This window comes from Streptomyces sp. NPDC012637 (assembly GCF_042954805.1).
Taxonomy (GTDB): domain Bacteria; phylum Actinomycetota; class Actinomycetes; order Streptomycetales; family Streptomycetaceae; genus Streptomyces.
The window spans coordinates 401,358-420,634 of the sequence record NZ_JBIBDS010000007.1 but is presented as its reverse complement, the minus strand read 5'-3'; the positions used below and the strand labels follow the sequence as shown (position 1 = coordinate 420,634).

Below are 19,277 nucleotides of genomic sequence, written 5' to 3'. Positions count from 1 at the left end.
AGGTCTGCAGGGATCTGCGGAGGTCTACAGCTGTCCGACCGACGTCACGCGGACGACCGCCCGGCCCTCCTCGTCCGAGGCCGCCAGGTCCACCTCCGCGCTGATGCCCCAGTCATGGTCGCCGTTCGGGTCGGCGAAGGTCTGCCGGACGCGCCAGAGGCCGTGCTCGGGGTCCTCCTCGATGGACAGCAGCTTGGGTCCGCGCGCGTCCGGGCCGGTACCGAGGTCGTCGTACTCGTCCCAGTACGCGTCCATCGCCTCGCCCCACGCGTCCGCGTCCCAGCCGGACTCCGCGTCGAGCTCGCCCAGCTCGTCCACGTTGTCCAGGGCCGCCAGCTCCACCCGGCGGAACATCGCGTTGCGCACCAGGACCCGGAACGCGCGGGCGTTCGCGGTGACCGGCTTGACCTGGTCGGCCTGCTCCTGCGCCTCCTCGGCGGTCTGGATCTCCGGGTTCGCCAGCTGCTCCCACTCGTCGAGCAGCGAGGAGTCGACCTGCCGCACCATCTCGCCCAGCCAGGCGATCAGGTCCTCCAGGTCCTCCGTCTTCAGGTCGTCCGGGATGGTGTGGTCGAGCGCCTTGTACGCGCTCGCGAGGTAGCGCAGCACGATGCCCTCGGTCCGCGCCAGCTCGTAGAAGGAGGTGAACTCCGTGAAGGACAGCGCCCGTTCGTACATGTCACGGATGACCGATTTGGGCGACACCGGGTGGTCGCCGACCCACGGGTGGGACTTCCGGTAGAGGTTGTACGCGTGCCACAGCAGCTCTTCCAGCGGCTTCGGGTACGAGATTTCCTGGAGCCGCTCCATGCGCTCCTCGTACTCGACCCCGTCGGCCTTCATCGCGCCGACCGCCTCGCCGCGCGCCTTGTTCTGCTGGGCGGCCAGGATCTGCCTCGGGTCGTCGAGGGTGGACTCCACGACCGACACCATGTCCAGGGCGTACGACGGCGACTCCGGGTCGAGCAGGTCGAAGGCGGCGAGCGCGAAGGTCGACAGCGGCTGGTTGAGCGCGAAGTCCTGCTGGAGGTCGACGGTCAGCCGGATCGTGCGGCCCTCGGCGTCCGGGGTGTCCAGCTGTTCCACCACGCCGCCGTCGAGCAGCGAGCGGTAGATCGCGATGGCCCGGCGGATGTGGCGCAGCTGGTTCTTGCGCGGCTCGTGGTTGTCCTCCAGGAGCTTGCGCATCGCGTCGAAGGCGTTGCCGGGCCGGGCGATGACCGACAGGAGCATGGTGTGGGTGACCCGGAAGCGCGAGGTGAGCGGCTCCGGCTCGGAGGCGATCAGCTTCTCGAAGCTGTTCTCGGTCCAGCCGACGAAGCCCTCGGGAGCCTTCTTGCGGACCACCTTGCGGCGCTTCTTCGGGTCGTCGCCGGCCTTGGCGAGCGCCTTCTCGTTCTCGATGACGTGCTCGGGCGCCTGCGCCACCACGAAACCGGCGGTGTCGAAGCCGGCCCGGCCGGCCCGGCCCGCGATCTGGTGGAACTCCCGGGCCCGCAGCGTGCGCACCCGGTTGCCGTCGTACTTGGTCAGGGCCGTGAACAGCACCGTACGGATGGGCACGTTGACGCCGACGCCGAGGGTGTCGGTGCCGCAGATGACCTTCAGGAGACCCGCCTGCGCCAGCTTCTCCACCAGGCGCCGGTACTTCGGCAGCATGCCCGCGTGGTGCACGCCGATGCCGTGCCGGACGTAACGCGAGAGGTTCTTGCCGAACTTCGTGGTGAAGCGGAAGTTGCCGATCATCTCGGCGATGGCGTCCTTCTCCTCGCGCGAGCACATGTTGATGCTCATCAGCGACTGCGCCCGCTCCACGGCCTGCGCCTGCGTGAAGTGGACGATGTAGACGGGCGCCTGCTTCGTCTCCAGGAGCTCGGTGAGGGTGTCGGTGATCGGCGTGAGCCGGTACTCGTACGACAGCGGGACGGGGCGGGTCGCCGAGCGGACCACGGCGGTCGGCCGGCCGGTGCGCCGGGTCAGGTCCTGCTCGAACATCGACACGTCGCCGAGGGTCGCCGACATGAGGACGAACTGGGCCTGCGGAAGCTCCAGGATCGGGATCTGCCAGGCCCAGCCGCGGTCCTGCTCCGCGTAGAAGTGGAACTCGTCCATCACGACCTGGCCGATGTCGGCGTCCTTGCCGTCGCGCAGCGCGATCGAGGCCAGCACCTCCGCGGTGCAGCAGATGACCGGCGCGTCCGCGTTCACGGAGGCGTCGCCGGTGAGCATGCCGACGTTCTCGGTACCGAAGATCTTGCACAGGTCGAAGAACTTCTCCGACACCAGCGCCTTGATCGGCGCCGTGTAGAACGTGACCTGGTCATTGGCCAGAGCAGTGAAGTGCGCACCCGCCGCGACCAGCGACTTTCCCGAGCCGGTCGGCGTGGAAAGGATCACGTTGGCCCCGGAGACCACCTCGATCAGCGCCTCCTCCTGGGCCGGGTAGAGCGTGATGCCCCGGTCCTCCGCCCATGAGGAGAAGGCCTCGAAGAGGGCATCGGGGTCGGCGGTCGGCGGCAGCTGATCGATAAGGGTCACGCCCCCATCTTGCCTGGATTCCGTACGGATGAGGGAACCGGCCACCGGATCGAAGATCACGGACGATAGGCTGGCCCGTCGACCGGCCGTGCGGCCGGCGCGCGACCGGGCGTCAACTGGGCGCCGGCGCGCGAGGAATGGGGCGGGGAACGACCATGATGGGACCGGCGCACTCGCTGTCCGGAGCGGCGGCCTGGCTGGGCGTCGGAGCGGCGGCCGCGGCCTTCGACCACCCGATGCCGTGGCCGGTTCTGGTCGTCGGTGCGCTCATCTGCGCCGGTGCGGCCCTGGCGCCGGACCTCGACCACAAGGCGGCGACCATCTCGCGTGCCTTCGGTCCGGTCTCGCGGGGTCTGTGCGAGATCGTCGACAAACTGTCGTACGCCGTCTACAAGGCGACCCGCTCCTCCGCCGACCCGCGCAGGTCCGGCGGCCACCGCACGCTCACCCACACCTGGGTGTGGGCGGTCCTGATCGGCGGCGGCGCCTCGGTCGCCGCGGTGACCGGCGGGCGCTGGGCGGTCCTGGCGATCCTCTTCGTCCACCTGGTCCTCGCGGTCGAGGGCCTGCTGTGGCGGGCCGCGCGGGTGTCCAGCGACGTGCTGGTGTGGCTGCTCGGCGCGACCAGCGCCTGGATCCTCGCCGGGGTACTGGACCAGCCGGGCAACGGCGCGGGCTGGCTCTTCACCGGCCCCGGCCAGGAGTACCTGTGGCTCGGCCTGCCGATCGTGCTCGGCGCCCTGGTCCACGACATCGGCGACGCCCTGACCGTCTCGGGCTGCCCGATCCTCTGGCCCATCCCGGTGGGCCGCAAGCGCTGGTACCCGATCGGGCCGCCGAAGGGCATGCGCTTCCGGGCGGGCAGCTGGGTCGAGCTGAAGGTCCTGATGCCGGCGTTCATGCTGCTCGGCGGGGTGGGCGGCGCGTCGGCGCTGGGCTTCCTGTAGGGGTACGCGCAGGGGAGGGGCCGCGCCGGACGTCCGGCGCGGCCCCTCTTCGTCTGTCTGTGGCCGATCTGCCGGCGGTCGGCCGGTCCGTGGTCCGCTGTTGCTCCGACCGCGGTGGTCTGCCTGTGGCGGTGCATCGCAAGGCGCCGGAGCGTCGCGACAGCGGAGCTGCCGGGGCGCTCCGGCACCGCGCAGAGGTGCCGTGCCAGGCGCCGTGGACCCGCCAGGATCCGGAAGAGACGGCCTAGCCGTGCCAGGACCGCCACAGCGCCGCGTAGGCGCCGTCCGCCGCCACCAGTTCGTCGTGGCTGCCCAGTTCGCTGATCCGGCCGCCCTCCACCACGGCGATCAGGTCCGCGTCGTGCGCCGTGTGGAGGCGGTGCGCGATCGCGACGACCGTGCGGCCCTCCAGGACCCGGGCCAGCGAGCGTTCCAGGTGCCGGGCCGCGCGCGGGTCGAGGAGCGAGGTGGCCTCGTCCAGGACCAGCGTGTGCGGATCGGCGAGCACGAGCCGGGCGAGGGCCACCTGTTGGGCCTGGGCCGGGGTGAGCGCCAGGCCGCCCGAGCCGACCTCGGTGTCCAGGCCCTCCTCGAACGCCCGCGCCCAGCCGTCCGCGTCCACCGCGGCGAGCGCCTCCCACAGCTCGGCGTCCTCGGCGCCGGCCCGGGCGAGCAGCAGGTTGTCGCGGAGCGTGCCCACGAACACGTGGTGCTCCTGGTTGACCAGGGCGACGTGCTCGCGGACCCGCTCGGCCGGCATCCGCGCCAGCTCCGCCGCGCCGAGGGTGACCGTGCCCGAACGCGGGGCGTAGATGCCCGCGAGCAGCCGCCCGAGGGTCGACTTCCCGGCCCCGGACGGCCCGACGAGGGCGAGGCGGGTGCCCGGGGCGACGTCCATCGACACCCGGTGCAGCACGTCGACGCCCTCCCGGTAGCCGAAGCGGACCTCGTCGGCCCGCACCGCGCGGCCCTCGGGCCGCAGCTCGGGGTCACCCGCCCCCGGCTCGATGTCCCGGACCCCGACGAGCCGGGCCAGGGACACCTGGGCGACCTGGAGCTCGTCGTACCAGCGCAGGACGATCCCGATCGGGTCGACCAGCATCTGTGCGAGCAGCGCGCCCGTGGTCAGCTGGCCCACGTCCATCCAGCCCTGGAAGACGAACACACCGCCGACCAGCAGTACCGAGGTGATCACCAGGGTGTGGGTGAGCGTGACGACCGGGAAGAGCACCGACCGCAGGAACAACGTGTAGCGTTCCCAACGGGTCCACTCCCGGACACGCCGGTCCGACAGCTCGATCCGGCGCCGGCCCAGGCGGTGCGCCTCGACCGTGCGGCCCGCGTCCACGGTCTCCGCGAGCGCCGCGGCCACGGCCGCGTAACCGGCGGCCTCCGAGCGGTACGCGGACGGCGCGCGCCGGAAGTACCAGCGCGCCCCGACGATCAGCAGCGGCGCGGCGAAGAGCAGCGCGGCCGCCAGCGGCGGCGAGGTCACCGCGATCCCGCCGACGAGCAGTCCCGCCCACACCACGCCGATGACGAGCTGCGGCACGGCCTCGCGCATGGCCTCGGCCAGCCGGTCGATGTCCGTGGTGATCCGGGACAGCAGGTCGCCCGTCCCGGCCCGCTCCAGGACGCCCGGCGGCAGGGCCACCGAGCGCACCAGGAAGTCCTCGCGCAGATCGGCGAGCATCTCCTCGCCGAGCATCGCGCCGCGCAGCCGGACCAGGCGCGTGAAGACCGTCTGGACCAGCAGCGCGACCGCGAACAGGGCGGCCGTGCGCTCCAGATGGAGCTCCCGGGTGCCCGCCGTGAGGTCGTCGACCACCGAGCCGAGCAGATACGGCCCGGCCATCGACGCGGTCACGGCGATCCCGTTGACCGCGACGAGCGCCGCGAACGCGCCACGGTGACGGCGCAGCAGCCCCCTGACGTACGTCCGCACCGTCGTCGCGGTGCCGACCGGGAGCGTGGTCGCCGACCTCGGTGCCGCCGGGTCGTATTCCGGCGGGGCCACGCCGATCATGCCGATTCTCCTTCGAGTTCCTCGGATGCCTCGAGTTCCCGCAGTTCGTCGTCCAGGGCCGCGCCGGCGAGCTCCTCGTCCGTCTCGCGGGTGACGACGGCCCGGTAGCGGGGCTCGCGGGCCAGCAGCTCGCGATGGGTGCCGGTCGCGACGGCCGTGCCGCCGGCGACCAGGACCACGTGGTCGGCGAGGTCCAGGAGCAGCGGCGAGGAGGCGAGGACGACGGTCGTCCGGCCGGCTCGCAGCCGCTTGATCCCGGCCGCGACCCGGGACTCGGTGTGCGAGTCGACCGCCGAGGTCGGCTCGTCGAGGACGAGCACCTCCGGGTCGGCGACCAGCGAACGGGCCAGGGCGAGCCGCTGCCGCTGGCCGCCTGAGAGCGAGCGTCCGCGCTCCGTGATCCGGGTCCGCATCGGGTCGCCCCCGGTGTCCACGGAGGCCTGCGCCAGGGCGTCGAGCACGTCACCGCACTGGGCCGCGTCCAGCGCCTCGGCCGCCGCCACCTTGCCGGACGACGGCACGTCGAGCAGTTCCCGCAGGCTGCCCGAGAGCAGCACCGGGTCCTTGTCCTGGACGAGGACCGCGGTACGGGCCGTGTCGAGCGCCAGCCCGTCGAGCGGCACGCCGCCGAGCAGCACCGAGGCGTGCTCCTCGCCCGGCTCCGCCGGGTGGCCGCCGAGCCGGTCCGCGAGCCGGCCCGCCGCGTCCGGATCGCCGCAGACCACCGCCGTGAGGGCGCCGGCGGCAGCCCGTACGCCGGTCACCGGGTCGTACAGGTCGCCGCTCGGCACGTCCTCCGCGGCCCCGGCCGCGGTCGCCGGCGTGGTCGTACGGGACAGGGCGAGCACCCGTGCGGCGCGCCGTGCGGACGGCCGCGAGAAGGAGTACGCCATGGCGATCTCCTCGAACGTGCGCAACGGGTGCTGGGTGAGCGCCACCGCGCCGTAGACCGTGACGAGTTCGCCGATGCCGATCCGCCCGTCGAGCGCGAGCCGCGCGCCGTACACGACGACGCCGACGAGCAGCAGGCCGGGCAGCAGCACCTGGATCGCTGCGATCAGCGCCCACATCCGGGCGCTGCGCACGGCGGCCCGGCGCACCTCCTGGGAGGCCGACCGGTAGCGGCGGAGGAAGAGCTCCTCGCCGCCGATGCCGCGCAGCACCCGCAGACCGGCGACGGTGTCGGAGGCCAGCTCGGTGGCCCGGCCCGCCTTCTCGCGCTGCTCGTCGGCCCGGCGGGTGGCGCGGGGGAGCAGCGGCAGCGCGGCGAGCGCGAGCACCGGGACGCCGAGGGCGACGACCAGGCCCAGGTCCGGCTGGTACAGCACCAGGCCGACGCAGACCATCACCAGCGCGATCGCGGAGGACGCGAACCGGGAGGCCGCCTCGACGAACCAGCCGATCTTCTCCACGTCGGACGTCGACACGGCCACGACCTCGCCCGCCGCGACCCGGCGCGTCAGCACGGAGCCGAGCTCGGCGGTCTTGCGCGAGAGGAGCTGCTGGACGCGCGCGGCGGCGGTGATCCAGTTGGTGACGGTCACCCGGTGGACCATCATGTCGCCGGCCGCGATGGCCAGGCCGAAGGCGACGAGCAGCCCGATGCCGAGACCGAGCCGGCCGCCGTCGCGGTCCACGACCGCCTGCACGGCGACGCCGACGCCGAGTGGCAGACCGGCGATGCCGAGCTGCAGGAGCAGGCCCCACAGCAGACACCTCACCTGCCCGCCCAGCTGTTTCCGGCCGAGCCAGAGGAGGAACCGGGAGCCGGAGCGGACGTCCGGCACTCCCGGGTCGGCATACGGTAGGTCGCGAATCTGCATGATGTTCCAAGCGCTCTCGACCGATGCCGAGGACCGGTCACGTGAAGTCCCGAACCGCTCAAGGCTCGCTCCGCCCGGCCGTCGTCGGCAAACGGTTTTCCGGCAACCGGGAACACATCCGGCCAAGCCGGACCCCGGCCCTCTGGACCGCGTCCCGAGGCCCGCGCTTCACTCACGACCCATGAGACAACGGAAGATCATGAGCATGATCAGCGGCCTCACCCTCGCCGCCGGACTGCTGCTCGCCACCCCCGCGGCGCACGCGGACGAGGCCCCGACCCCGCCGGCCGAGTTCACCACCGACTGGCACGACCCGGTCACCGCCGCGCCGCCGGTCGGCACCCCCGGCACCCGCACCTGCCAAGTGACCGTCGCCGCCGCCCAGTTCCGCGACTTCACGCCGTACAAGGGGAGTTACGCACCGCCGAAGGAGTGCGGCACCCGCTGGAACAAGGTGGTCCTGCGCCTGGAAGGCACGGTGAAGGGCCGTCAGTACGACCGCCTCGGCTACCTCACCGTCGGCGGCGTCGAGATCCTCCGCACCTCCACGCCCGAACCCTCGCCCGACGGCATCGCCTGGTCGGTCGAGAAGGACGTCACCCGCTACCGCGACACCCTCAGCCGCCCGCAGCCCGTCGAGATGCTCATCGGCAACGTCGTCAACGAGACCTACACCGGCGTCCTCGACGTCCGCGTCACGCTGACCTTCCACACCGCCCAGGGCAAGGTGCCGCCGGCCGCGGGCACCCCCGACCGCGTCCTGCCGCTCACCGACGCCACCCTCACCACCCCGCGCAACACCGAGCGGATCCTCGCCGAGGTGTACGCCACCGGCTCCGGCGGCGGCTGTGAGGAGTTCTGGTACCTCACCGTCCCCGACGCCGCGCCCTACTCCTGCAAGGCCACCGACGGCCCGTACCGGGAGGTCCGGATCTCCGTCGACGGGAAGCTCGCGGGCATCGCGGCACCCTTCCCGCACGTCTGGACCGGCGGCTGGTCCAACCCGTTCCTCTGGTACGTGACGCCCGCCCCGCGCGCCTTCGACGTCCAGCCGATCGTCTACGACCTCACGCCCTTCGCGGCGCTCCTCAACGACGGCCGGGCCCACCGCGTCGAGGTCGCCGTGGCCGGTGTCCCCGCCGGACAGTCCGGCTGGAGCGTCCCCACCAACGTGCTGCTCTGGCAGGACGAGGGCCGGGCCGTCGTCACCGGCGCCCTCGACCGCCACGAGGTCGGCGCTCCCCGCAACTCGGCGGTGTACACGGCCGGTTCGCCGGACCGCCTGGAGACCACCGGTGGGCACACCCTGACCGTCGCCGGACACCTCGACACCTCGCACGGCCGCGTCGACACCACCGTCACCCGCACCGTCGACCACAGCTCCACCCACCGCTGGGGCGCCGACGAGAACCCGGACGCGCTCACCGCGCGCTGGACCGACGACGAGACGGTGACCGTCGGCCGGACCGCCACCCGCACCCACCGCGCGTACGTGATGGACGGCGAGATCACCGTCGGGGCCGACAACCGGCTCCGTACGGTGCTGACCGTCGGCGACCGTGCCTCCGTGGACGTGGTCCGCGGCGGCAAGCGGCTGTCGTGGTCCCGGCTCGACGACACGTACACCGGGGACGCCGCCTTCACCCTCGGCGTCCCGCGCGAGCAGCGGCACGCGGTCGGCACCAGCGCCGAGCGCTACCGCCGGTACGGCTCCGACGGCTGCTACGACCGCTCCCTGAAGACCGTCCAGGGCACCCTGGTCGAGGACCTGCGGCGCTGCTGAGCCGCGCGAGGAGGTGCCCGGACCCGGCCGTCGGCCACGCCACCGGGCCCGGACGCCTCCTGCGGCCGTCAGGCCGGCCTGACCGAGTCCACGCCGGAGCGTTCCCCGCGCCACTCGCCGCGCGTGAAGTCCGGGATCGGCTGCGGGGCGCCGCCGGCCTTGATCGAGGCGTGGCTCAACGGCACGGGGGACGTCCAGGTCGCCGCGTCGTACACGTCGAAGTCGGGCACGAGGCCGAGCCGCATGCACTGCATGAGGCGGAACACCATGATGTAGTCCATGCCGCCGTGCCCGCCGGGCGGGTCGGCGTGCTCCTTCCACAGCCAGTGGTCGAAGTCGGCGGCGTACGCCCCGAAGTCGCCCCACTGGTGGCCCTTGTGGTCCGGTTCCAGATAGATCCGCGCCGGATAGTCCTCGAACACGCCCCTGGTACCGCCGAGGCTGTTGATCCTGCTGTACGGGTGCGGGGTCGACACGTCGTGCTCCAGCCGGATGACCCGGCCCTTCGCCGTCCGGACCAGACTGATCGTCCGGTCGCTCTCGATGTACGACTCCTTCCAGCTCGGGTCGTTCTTCGGCATGTTCGCGGCCCGGTACTCGGCGAGTCCGAGCGCCGGTGTGCCGACGCTGCTGATGCTGACCACCCGGTCGCCCCGGTTGACGTCCATGTAGTTGGCGACCGGGCCGAAGCCGTGGTTCGGGTAGAGGTCGCCGCGCAGCCGGGTGTGCCAGAGCCGCCGCCAGGGGCCCTCGTAGTAGGTCGGCGAGAACATCAGCTCGCGCAGGTCGTGGTTGTACGCCCCGGCGCCGTGGAGGAGTTCGCCGAACTTCCCGGCGTGGGCCATGCGCAGCACCCGCATCTCGTTGCGCCCGTAGCAGCAGTTCTCCAGCTGCATGCAGTGGCGACGGGTCTGCTCCGAGAGGTCGACCAGCTCCCAGAGGTGGTCGAGGCGCAGCGCGACCGGACACTCGACGCCGACGTGCTTGCCGTGCAGCATGGCCTGCTTCGCCTGCTCGAAGTGCAGGTCCCAGGGAGTTGCCACGTGGACGAAGTCGACGTCCGTGCGCTGGTACAGCTGCAGGTAGTCCTCCTCGCCGTTGGCGTAGACGGCGGGGGCGGGCTGCCCGGCGGCGACCACCTTGGCCGCCGCCCGTTCCGCCTTCGCCCGCACCGGGTCGCACACCGCGACCACCCGGACGTCCGGCAGGGCCAGATAGAGGTCGATCATGCTGCCGCCGCGGTTGCCGAGGCCGACGAGGGCGACCCGGACCGTGGAGCGCGCATCGAAGGGGACACCGGCCATGGTGGCGCCCCGGCGGGGCGGGGTCGCGGGAGCGGTGCCCGTGGCCTCGGGGGTCGCAGTCTCGGGGATCGCGGCCTCGGCGGAGCCCGTACCGAGGGCGCCGAGGCCGAGTCCCGCGCCGGCGGCACCCGTGGTTCTGAGGACGGAGCGGCGGCTGGGGCGCGGGGGAGTGCTGTCGTTCATGGAACCTCCGATTGCCGTGAATGCAGGGTGGGTTCATGAATCCCGAACAGGACCTTGGCCGCTGATGCTCCTGATGTGCAAGGGCGCCGTTTGGACTTGTGCGTCAGGGTGGTTGGACTCTTCTCCTCCGGTTCGGGCTCGTCACGAGCCGCGGTGCTGCGGCGTGACGGGCCGGGGGCTGCCGGCCTTCGGGGTCACGGGCCGCGGGCTGCCGGCCTTCGGGGTCACGGGCTGCGGGCTGCGGCCGTCGCGGTGACGGGCCGCGGGCCAGGTGCCCGGAGCCGCGGGTCACGGACGGGTCGCGTGCTCCAGGGCGATCAGCGCCGAGTAGTACGTACGGCCGGTGGCCCGGTCCATGCCGACCTCGCACATCCGGTTGGCCGAAAGGTGCGCGTCGAAGGGCCGGGCGGTGACCTCCGCCGCCTCGCGCGCCGTGGCGGAGGCGGTCAGCTCGGGATGGAGCATGCCGCGGTCGCCCGCGAAGGCGCAGCAACCCGCGTCGACGGGAACGACGACCTCCTCGGCGCAGGCCCCGGCGAGCGCGGTCAGCCGGTCCTCGTCCCCCAGGTGCCGCATGGAGCAGGTGGGATGGACCACCGCCGAACCGACCCGGTGCCGCACGTCGAGCCGCGGCAGCAGCTCGTCCGCGGCCCACACCAGCGAGTCCACGACCGTGAGTTCCGCGTGCAACTCCCTGTTGTCGTCGGTGAGATACGGCACCACCTCGTGCGCGATGCCGAGCGTGCACGAGGACGCGTCGACCACCAGGGGCAGCCGGCCGCCGGCCGTCCAGCCCCAGGCCGACTCGACGATCCGGTTGGCCATCACCTCGTTGCCGCGCTCGTAGCCCTTGGAGTGCCAGATCGTCGCGCAGCAGGTGCCCGCCACGTCGTCCGGGATCCACACCGGCCGCCCGGCCCGCGCCGACAGCGCCACCACCGCCTCCGGCAGCGACGGGCCCGCGAGGCCGTCCGGATTGCCGAAGATCCGGTTCACGCAGGCCGGGTAGTAGACGGCCGTCGCGGCCGGCCGGTGGGTGCGCGGCAGCCTGCGGGCCGCGGCACCGGGGATCTCGGGCAGCCACTCCGGTACGAGATCGGGCCGCGCGGCCGTGCGCGCCAGACCGGTCGCCGACTCCAGGAACCGGTCGCCGAGCCGGGCGGCGACGGCCACCGCGAGCCGCGCGGAGGCCTCCACGGCGCGGAAGTTCCGCGCGGCGAGCGCGGCGACGCCCTCCTCGCCCGGGGAGTGCCGCTCGTGCCGGAACGCCTTCATCATCGCGCCGGTGTCGATGCCGACCGGGCACGCCAGCGCGCACGTGGAGTCACCGGCGCACGTGTCGACCGCGTCGTAGCCGTACGACTCGAGGAGGCCGGTCTCCACCGGCGAACCGTCGGCCTGGCGCATCATCTCCCGGCGCAGCACGATCCGTTGCCGCGGAGTGGTCGTCAGGTCGTGGCTGGGACAGGTGGGTTCGCAGAAGCCGCACTCGATGCACGGGTCGGCGACCGGCTCCACGGTCGGGATGGTCTTCAGGCCGCGCAGGTGCGCCTGTGGATCCCGGTCGAGCACGATCCGGGGTGCGAGCAGCCCGTCCGGGTCGATGACCTCCTTGGTCCGCCACATCAGTTCGGTCGCCTTGGTTCCCCACTCCAGCTCCAGGAAGGGCGCGATGTTGCGGCCGGTGGCGTGCTCGGCCTTGAGCGAGCCGTCGAAGCGTTCCACGGTCAGCTTGCAGAAGTCGTCCATGAACGCCGCGTAGCGCTCCACGTCGGACGGGTCGCCGGCGTCGAAGGCGAGCAGGAAGTGAAGGTTGCCGTGGGCGGCGTGCCCGGCGACGGCGGCGTCGAATCCGTGCCGGTCCTGAAGGTCGAGCAGCTCGGCGCAGGCCTCGGCGAGCCGGGCCGGCGGCACGGCGAAGTCCTCCGTGATCAGGGTCGTACCGGAGGGCCGGGAGCCGCCGACCGCCGTCACGAAGGCCTTGCGCGCCTTCCAGTACCCGGAGATGGTGCCCGGGTCGCGGGTGAAGGCGTTGTCGACGGAGGCGACCGGGGTGACGGGTTCGAGCTCCGTGAGGATTCGGGCCGCCGCCTCCTCGTACGCCCGCTGCCCGGCCTCGTCGGGCGCCCGGAACTCCACGAGCAGCGCGGCGGTCTCCTTCGGCAGCTCCGCCCAGTCGGCGGGCACGCCGGGCACGCTGACCGAGGCGCGCAGCGTGTTGCCGTCCATCAGCTCCACGGCGAGCGCGCCCGCCTCGGTGAAGCGGGGCACGGCGGCCGCGGCGGCCGGCAGGGAGGGGAAGAACAGCAGCGCGGTGGAGACCCTGCGGTCCAGGGGGAGGGTGTCGAAGACGACCTCGGAGATGAAGCCCAGGGTGCCCTCGGAGCCCACCATCAGCCCGCGCAGGATCTCCACCGGGGTGGCGCCGTCGAGGAAGGCGTCGAGCCGGTAGCCGTTCGTGTTCTTGATCGTGTGCTTGGCGCGGATCCGGGCCGTCAGTTCGGGGTCCGCCTCGATCTCCGCCTTCAGGGCCATGAGCCCGGCGCACAGCCGGGGATCCGCGCGCGCCAGCTCGTCGTCGGCCGTCGGGTCGGCGGTGTCGACGACGGTGCCGCTCGGCAGTACGAAGGTGAGCGAGGTGACCGTGCGGTACGAGTTGCGGGTGGTGCCCGCGGTCATGCCCGAGGCGTTGTTGGCGACGACGCCGCCGATCGTGCAGGCCACGGCGCTGGCCGGATCGGGGCCGAGCACGCGGCCGTACGGCGCGAGCGCCGCGTTCGCCCGGACCACGGTCGTGCCGGGCCGGATCCGGGCCCGCGCGCCCTCGTCGAGGACCTCGACGCCCACCCAGTGGCGGCGCACGTCGACGAGGATGTCCTCGCCCTGCGCCTGCCCGTTGAGGCTGGTCCCGGCGGCCCGGAACACCACCTCGCGGCCCTTGCCGTGGGCGTACGAGAGGACGGCGGACACGTCGTCGACGTCCTCGGCCACCACGACGACCTGCGGTACGAAGCGGTAGGGGCTCGCGTCGGAGGCGTAGCGCACCAGGTCGGAGACTCTGGACAGCACCTTCTCGGGGCCGAGGAGGGCGGCCAGCTCCTCGCGCAGGTGCTTCGGGGTGCCCCGGGCCTGGAGGTCGGGCACCCGGTCGGGCGCCGCCCGTCGTCTCGTACCGGCTCGCAGGGCCTGCGGGTTCGGCTCCCGTACGGGCATGGCCAGGGCTCCCCTCCGGCGCGACCGTGCCCCCGCTCCAGCTGCCCCGGTCTCAGCAGACGGGCTCCGGACCGCGGTCGACCAGAGCGGACAGCAGACCTCCGAGCACCTCGCGCTGATCGACGGTCAGTGGAGCCAGGATGTCCTCTGCGGCCGCCCGGCGCGCGCTGCGCAGCTCCCTCAGTGTGTCGCGGCCGGCGTCGGTCAGCTCGATCCGGACCACCCGGCGGTTGCTCGGGTCCGGCACCCGGCGCACCCGCCCGGCCGCCTCCAGGCCGTCGACGAGACTGGTCACCGCGCGCGGGACGACCTCCAGCCGGGCCGCGAGGTCGGCCATCCGGGGCGGGTCCGGGTAGTGCGCGACCGTCCGCAGCAGCCGGGACTGCGCGGGCGTGATCCCGACCGGCTCCAGGTGCCGCTTCTGGATGCGGTGCAGCCGGCGGGTCAGGCGGAGCAGCTGCTCGGCGAGGAGACCGTCGGGGTCGGGTGCGCCGACGGCGCCGGGGGCGACGGCAGCGGCGGAGGCGCCGGAAGTGGCCGGGGTGCTCATGAGGGAACAATATCAGGACCACGTTCATTGTGAATATAGGTAACAATGAGCTATGCTCCGACCGCACCTCACCGAACCCTCGTAGGAGCCCATGCGCCACCATGACGAGTCCACCTGGACGCCCCCCGCCCGAGACCCCCGAGACCCCCGGGGCCCCAAGGAGCCCGCCCAGCTGCGGCGCATCCTGCGGCTTTTCCGGCCCTACCGCGGCCGTCTCGGCGTGGTCGGTCTGCTCGTGGCCGCCTCGTCGCTGGTCTCGGTCGCCTCGCCCTTCCTCCTCCGGGAGATCCTCGACACCGCGATCCCGCAGGGCCGCACCGGGCTGCTCAGCCTGCTCGCCCTCGGCATGATCGCCACCGCCGTGGTCTCCGGCGTCTTCGGCGTCCTCCAGACGCTCATCTCCACCACCGTCGGTCAGCGCGTCATGCACGACCTGCGCACCGCGGTCTACGCCCAGCTCCAGCGGATGCCGCTGGCCTTCTTCACCCGCACCCGCACCGGCGAGGTCCAGTCCCGGATCGCCAACGACATCGGCGGCATGCAGGCGACGGTCACCTCGACCGCCACCTCCCTCGTCTCCAACCTCACCGCCGTCGTCGCCACGGTCGTCGCCATGCTCGCGCTCGACTGGCGGCTCACCGTCGTCTCCCTGCTCCTGCTCCCGGTCTTCGTCGCGATCAGCCGCCGCGTCGGCCGCGAGCGCAAGCAGATCACCACCCGGCGCCAGAAGCAGATGGCCGCCATGGCGGCCACCGTCACCGAGTCGCTGTCCGTCAGCGGCATCCTGCTCGGCCGCACCATGGGCCGCGCCGACTCCCTGACCAGGTCCTTCGCCGAGGAGTCCGAGCGCCTCGTCGACCTCGAAGTGCGCTCCTCCATGGCCGGACGGTGGCGGATGTCCACCATCGGCATCGTCATGGCCGCCATGCCCGCGCTGCTCTACTGGGCGGCCGGTCTCGCCCTCCAGGCCGGCGGTCCCGCGATATCGCTCGGCACCCTGGTCGCCTTCGTCTCGCTGCAGCAGGGCCTCTTCCGGCCCACGGTGAGCCTGCTGTCGACCGGCGTGCAGATCCAGACCTCGCTCGCCCTCTTCCAGCGGATCTTCGAATACCTCGACCTGCCCGTCGAGATCACCGAGCCCGCCGAGCCCGTCCGCCCGGCCCGGATCGCCGGCGAGGTCTCCTTCGAGAAGGTCACCTTCCGCTACGACCCCGAGGGAGAGGGCCGCCCCACCCTCGACGCGATCGACCTCACCGTGCCGGCCGGCGGCAGCCTCGCCGTCGTCGGACCCACCGGCTCCGGCAAGTCCACCCTCAGCTACCTGGTGCCCCGGCTCTACGACGTCACGGAAGGCCGCGTCACCCTCGACGGCGTCGACGTGCGCGACCTCGGCTTCGACACCCTGGCCCAGGCGGTCGGCGTGGTCTCCCAGGAGACCTACCTCTTCCACGCCTCCGTCGCGGACAACCTGCGCTTCGCCAAGCCCGACGCCACCGACGAGGAGATCGAGGCCGCCGCCCGTGCCGCCCAGATCCACGACCACATCACCTCGCTGCCCGACGGCTACGACACCCTCGTCGGCGAGCGCGGCTACCGCTTCTCGGGCGGCGAGAAGCAGCGCCTCGCGATCGCCCGGACCATCCTGCGCGACCCGCCCGTGCTCATCCTCGACGAGGCGACCAGCGCCCTCGACACCCGTACCGAACACGCCGTGCAGCAGGCCATCGACGCGCTCTCCGCGGGCCGCACCACCATCACCATCGCCCACCGGCTCTCCACCGTGCGCGACGCCGACCAGATCGTCGTCCTGGACGCGGGCCGCATCGCCGAGCGCGGCAGCCACGAGGAGCTGCTCGCCCAGGACGGGCGGTACGCGGCGCTGGTGCGCCGGGACGCCCACGCACCAGAACACACGAACGCGGGAGCGGTTGTTCCCCAGAACGTGTGATCGTCCCGGATTCCGTTGCCCGACTCCCGTACGGCGTCGGATGATTACGGTGCGCAAGCGACGGGCTGCAGACCGCGACTGCGCAGTCCCACAGCAAGCTCTGCACAAGGAGAAAGCAGCACCATGAACGTCATCACCAACCTGCTCGCCGGCGTCCTCCACTTCCTGGGCTGGCTCGTCTGACGCCTTCCCCTCGGCAAGACGCCCTAGGTGAGAGTGCTCAGGCGAGACGCCTTGGGCACCACGCCTTCCACGGGCAAGCAGTGCGCGGCGCCGCCGGTCCCCCGTCCCAGGGGCCGGCGGCGCCGCCGCGTGACGGGACCGTACGGCAGGCCGCCGCCGGGCTCCCCGGAATCGCGGGGGAACCGGGTTAGCGTGCAAACCATGACGTACCGGACCTGGCAGCCCGAGCGCCGTCGCCGCCGCCCCCGGCTCACCCGGCGGGGCAAGTTCGTTCTCCTCGGCGCCCTGCTCGCCGTCGCCGCCGCGATCACCGTGCCGCTGCTGCTGCTCGGCGGGGACCCCGAGCGCCCCGTGCCAGAGAAGCAGCGCACCCTGCTCATCCCGGAGGGCTGGCGCGGCGGCGAGGTGTACGCGGCCGTGGACCGCTCCCTCGGACTGCCCGCGGGAACCACCCGCAAGGCCGCCCAGGCACCGGCGACCGCACTCGCCCTGCCCGCCGCGGCCGGCGGGAACCCTGAGGGTTACCTCTTCCCCGCGACCTATCCCGTCGGCAAGGCCACCACTCCCGAGGGGCTCCTGCGCTACATGGTCGACACGGCCGCGAAGCGCTACGCCGCCCCGGGCATCGCGGAAGGCGCCCGCCGCCACGGCATGAGCGTCCACGAACTGGTCATCGTCGCCAGCATCGTCCAGGCCGAGGCCGACACCCCGGAGGACATGGGCAAGGTGGCGCGGGTCGTCTACAACCGGCTCGCCCAGGGCATGCCGCTCCAGATGGACTCGACCATCAACTACGCCCTCGGCCGCGACACCGTGGACACCACCCACCAGGACACCCGCATCGACAGCCCGTACAACACCTACGAGCGCCGCGGCCTGCCCCCCTCACCCATCGGCAACCCGGGCGACCAGGCCATGGGTGCGGCCGTCGACCCGGCCGACGGCGACTGGCTCTACTTCGTCACCGTCCGGCACGGCGACACCCGCTTCACCGCCAGCTACCCGGAACACCAGGCGAACGTCGCCGACTTCAACGAACAGCGACGGGCTGCGGGGACGTCCTGAAGAGCCGACGGATGTCGGCGACGGCGGCCCGGCCGGCCCGGTTGGCGCCGATGGTCGACGCCGAGGGGCCGTAGCCCACGAGGTGGACGCGAGGGTCCCGTACCGCCCTCGTCCCCTCGACCCGGATGCCGCCGCCGGGCTCGCGCAGCCGCAGCGGGGCGAGGTGGTCGATCGCTGCGCGGAAGCCGGTCGCCCAGAGGATCACGTCCGCGTCCACCGTCCGCCCGTCGTCCCAGGCCACTCCCGTCGGGGTGATCCGGTCGAACATCGGCAGCCGGTCCAGGACGCCGCGCTCACGGGCGCTGCGGACGGCGTCGTTGAGCGGCAGCCCGGTGACCGACACTACGCTCTGCGGCGGCAGTCCCCGCCGCACCCGCTCCTCGACGAGGGCGACGGCGGCCCGGCCCTCCACCTCGCCGAAGGGGCCCTCGCGGTAGACGGGTTCGCGCCGGGTGACCCAGGTCGTCGCGGCGGCGACGTCGGCGATCTCCATCAGGTGCTGGGTGCCGGAGGCGCCGCCGCCGACCACGACCACCCGTTGCCCGGCGAAGGCGTCGGGCCCCGGGTACTGGGCGGTGTGCAGCTGGCGGCCGCGGAAGGTCTCCTGCCCCGGGTAGCGCGGCCAGAAGGGCCGGTCCCAGGTGCCGGTCGCGTTGATCAGGGCGCGGGTGGCGTAGACGCCCTCCGACGTCTCGACGAGCAGCCGCCCCCTCTCACCTTCGTCACCGCCCTCGTCCCTGCCCCGGCTCTCGCTCTCCCGGACCGCCGAGACCTCGACGGGCCGGTGCACCCGCAGCCCGAAGGTCTCCTCGTAGTCGGCGAAGTACCCGCCGATCACCTCGGAGGACGGCCGGGCGGGGTCGGCCCCGGTCAGTTCCATGCCGGGCAGCGCGTGCATCCCGTGCACCTTGCCGTACGTGAGCGAGGGCCAGCGGAACTGCCAGGCGCCGCCCGGCCTGGGAGCATGGTCGAGGACCACGAAGTCCCGCTCGGGCTCGAAACCGGTGCGCCGGAGGTGGTACGCCGCGGACAGCCCGGCCTGACCGGCCCCGATGACGACGACGTCGACCTCGCGCACCGCCCGGCTCGTGGCCTCGCGGTCCGGCACTTCGTGTACCTCGAAATCGTTCACGATTCCACCAACCGTGGACCCTCCCGGGATCTTCCCAGCCACCGGGGCCACGGCCGTCCCGAAGCGGTGGACGAGCGACCCCTCCCCGCGAACGGCAGGATGGGCCCCATGGCCTTCAGCACCACGATCCTCACGCTCACCACCGGCTCCACGGAGACGGTCACCGACCTCACCCGCCACTGCGAGGAGTTCCTGTTCCGCACGGCCGACGGCCGCGACGGCCTCCTCAACCTCTTCGTCCCGCACGCGACCGCCGGCCTGGCGATCCTGGAGACGGGCGCGGGCAGCGACCACGACCTCCTCGCCGCCCTGCACCACCTCCTCCCCGCCGACGACCGCTGGCAGCACCGCCACGGCTCCCCGGGCCACGGCCGCGACCACGTCCTCCCGGCCCTCGTCCCCCCACACGCCACCCTCCCGATCGTGGGCGGCCGCCTGGAACTCGGCACGTGGCAGTCGATCTGCCTGGTGGACACGAACAAGGACAACCCGCAGCGACAGGTGCGGCTGTCGTTCCTCGGCTGATCGCCGACGTACCGGTCCACCACGACGAACTCAGCCGCGCGTTCCCCAACGGCCCTT

12 protein-coding genes are annotated in these 19,277 nt (G+C 72.8%); 5 read left to right on the top strand and 7 right to left on the bottom strand.

The annotated features are described in order from the left end of the window. Positions 1 to 24: 24 nt before the first annotated feature. Positions 25 to 2,538, bottom strand: a complete 2,514-nt coding sequence (locus tag ACFY8W_RS27625) for a DUF3516 domain-containing protein (protein ID WP_391110580.1) — start codon at positions 2,536 to 2,538, stop codon at positions 25 to 27. A gap of 155 nt (positions 2,539 to 2,693) precedes the next feature. On the opposite strand from ACFY8W_RS27625, the gene ACFY8W_RS27620 reads away from it, so the two are divergent. Continuing rightward, positions 2,694 to 3,485 (top strand): metal-dependent hydrolase, encoded by a 792-nt coding sequence (locus ACFY8W_RS27620; protein WP_391110577.1) that lies wholly within the window; start codon positions 2,694 to 2,696, stop codon positions 3,483 to 3,485. 244 nt (positions 3,486 to 3,729) lie between these two features. Here ACFY8W_RS27620 and ACFY8W_RS27615 read toward each other — a convergent pair whose 3' ends face one another. Both ACFY8W_RS27615 and ACFY8W_RS27610 read right to left on the bottom strand, forming a co-directional pair. Next, on the bottom strand, positions 3,730 to 5,511 hold the full coding sequence (locus ACFY8W_RS27615; RefSeq protein ID WP_391110575.1) for an ABC transporter transmembrane domain-containing protein: 1,782 nt from the start codon (positions 5,509 to 5,511) through the stop codon (positions 3,730 to 3,732). Next, positions 5,508 to 7,334: an ABC transporter transmembrane domain-containing protein gene (locus ACFY8W_RS27610; protein WP_391110572.1), complete on the bottom strand. Its 1,827-nt coding sequence runs from the start codon at positions 7,332 to 7,334 to the stop codon at positions 5,508 to 5,510. The genes ACFY8W_RS27615 and ACFY8W_RS27610 overlap by 4 nt, the downstream gene beginning before the upstream one ends. Positions 7,335 to 7,515: 181 nt before the next feature. Here ACFY8W_RS27610 and ACFY8W_RS27605 point away from each other — a divergent pair, with 181 nt between their 5' ends. Then, a complete protein-coding gene (locus tag ACFY8W_RS27605) occupies positions 7,516 to 9,117 on the top strand; it encodes a peptide-N4-asparagine amidase (RefSeq protein WP_391110569.1) in 1,602 nt (533 codons plus the stop codon). A gap of 68 nt (positions 9,118 to 9,185) precedes the next feature. Here the strand turns inward: ACFY8W_RS27605 and ACFY8W_RS27600 are convergent, their stop codons facing one another. From ACFY8W_RS27600 to ACFY8W_RS27590, 3 genes are all read right to left on the bottom strand, one after another. Then, positions 9,186 to 10,604, bottom strand: coding sequence for a Gfo/Idh/MocA family oxidoreductase (locus tag ACFY8W_RS27600; RefSeq protein WP_391110566.1), 1,419 nt, complete (start codon positions 10,602 to 10,604; stop codon positions 9,186 to 9,188). Positions 10,605 to 10,892: 288 nt separating this feature from the next. Next, positions 10,893 to 13,817 carry an FAD-linked oxidase C-terminal domain-containing protein gene (locus tag ACFY8W_RS27595; protein WP_391110563.1) on the bottom strand — a complete coding sequence of 975 codons (2,925 nt, stop codon included), beginning with the start codon at positions 13,815 to 13,817 and terminating at the stop codon, positions 10,893 to 10,895. Positions 13,818 to 13,869: 52 nt separating this feature from the next. After that, a complete protein-coding gene (locus ACFY8W_RS27590) occupies positions 13,870 to 14,367 on the bottom strand; it encodes a MarR family transcriptional regulator (RefSeq protein WP_391110560.1) in 498 nt (165 codons plus the stop codon). A 91-nt stretch (positions 14,368 to 14,458) separates the two neighbouring features. Here ACFY8W_RS27590 and ACFY8W_RS27585 point away from each other — a divergent pair, with 91 nt between their 5' ends. Further along, positions 14,459 to 16,315: an ABC transporter transmembrane domain-containing protein gene (locus ACFY8W_RS27585; RefSeq protein WP_391110557.1), complete on the top strand. Its 1,857-nt coding sequence runs from the start codon at positions 14,459 to 14,461 to the stop codon at positions 16,313 to 16,315. Positions 16,316 to 16,699: 384 nt separating this feature from the next. Further along, on the top strand, positions 16,700 to 17,563 hold the full coding sequence (gene mltG / locus ACFY8W_RS27580) for an endolytic transglycosylase MltG (protein ID WP_391110554.1): 864 nt from the start codon (positions 16,700 to 16,702) through the stop codon (positions 17,561 to 17,563). Here mltG and ACFY8W_RS27575 read toward each other — a convergent pair. Continuing rightward, a complete protein-coding gene (locus ACFY8W_RS27575) occupies positions 17,529 to 18,641 on the bottom strand; it encodes an NAD(P)-binding domain-containing protein (protein ID WP_391111066.1) in 1,113 nt (370 codons plus the stop codon). The genes mltG and ACFY8W_RS27575 overlap by 35 nt on opposite strands. 153 nt (positions 18,642 to 18,794) lie before the next feature. Here ACFY8W_RS27575 and ACFY8W_RS27570 point away from each other — a divergent pair, with 153 nt between their 5' ends. Beyond that, positions 18,795 to 19,220 carry a secondary thiamine-phosphate synthase enzyme YjbQ gene (locus tag ACFY8W_RS27570; protein WP_391111063.1) on the top strand — a complete coding sequence of 142 codons (426 nt, stop codon included), beginning with the start codon at positions 18,795 to 18,797 and terminating at the stop codon, positions 19,218 to 19,220. The last annotated feature ends 57 nt before the right edge of the window (positions 19,221 to 19,277 follow it).

Bases quoted from the DNA above. Each gene is read 5' to 3' on its own strand.
- ACFY8W_RS27620 (WP_391110577.1), top strand. From the start codon at position 2,694: ATGATGGGACCGGCGCACTCGCTGTCCGGAGCGGCGGCCTGGCTGGGC.
- ACFY8W_RS27615 (WP_391110575.1), bottom strand. From the start codon at position 5,511: ATGATCGGCGTGGCCCCGCCGGAATACGACCCGGCGGCACCGAGGTCG.
- ACFY8W_RS27610 (WP_391110572.1), bottom strand. From the start codon at position 7,334: ATGCAGATTCGCGACCTACCGTATGCCGACCCGGGAGTGCCGGACGTC.
- ACFY8W_RS27605 (WP_391110569.1), top strand. From the start codon at position 7,516: ATGAGACAACGGAAGATCATGAGCATGATCAGCGGCCTCACCCTCGCC.
- ACFY8W_RS27600 (WP_391110566.1), bottom strand. From the start codon at position 10,604: ATGAACGACAGCACTCCCCCGCGCCCCAGCCGCCGCTCCGTCCTCAGA.
- ACFY8W_RS27595 (WP_391110563.1), bottom strand. From the start codon at position 13,817: ATGCCCGTACGGGAGCCGAACCCGCAGGCCCTGCGAGCCGGTACGAGA.
- ACFY8W_RS27590 (WP_391110560.1), bottom strand. From the start codon at position 14,367: ATGAGCACCCCGGCCACTTCCGGCGCCTCCGCCGCTGCCGTCGCCCCC.
- ACFY8W_RS27585 (WP_391110557.1), top strand. From the start codon at position 14,459: ATGCGCCACCATGACGAGTCCACCTGGACGCCCCCCGCCCGAGACCCC.
- mltG (WP_391110554.1), top strand. From the start codon at position 16,700: ATGACGTACCGGACCTGGCAGCCCGAGCGCCGTCGCCGCCGCCCCCGG.
- ACFY8W_RS27570 (WP_391111063.1), top strand. From the start codon at position 18,795: ATGGGCCCCATGGCCTTCAGCACCACGATCCTCACGCTCACCACCGGC.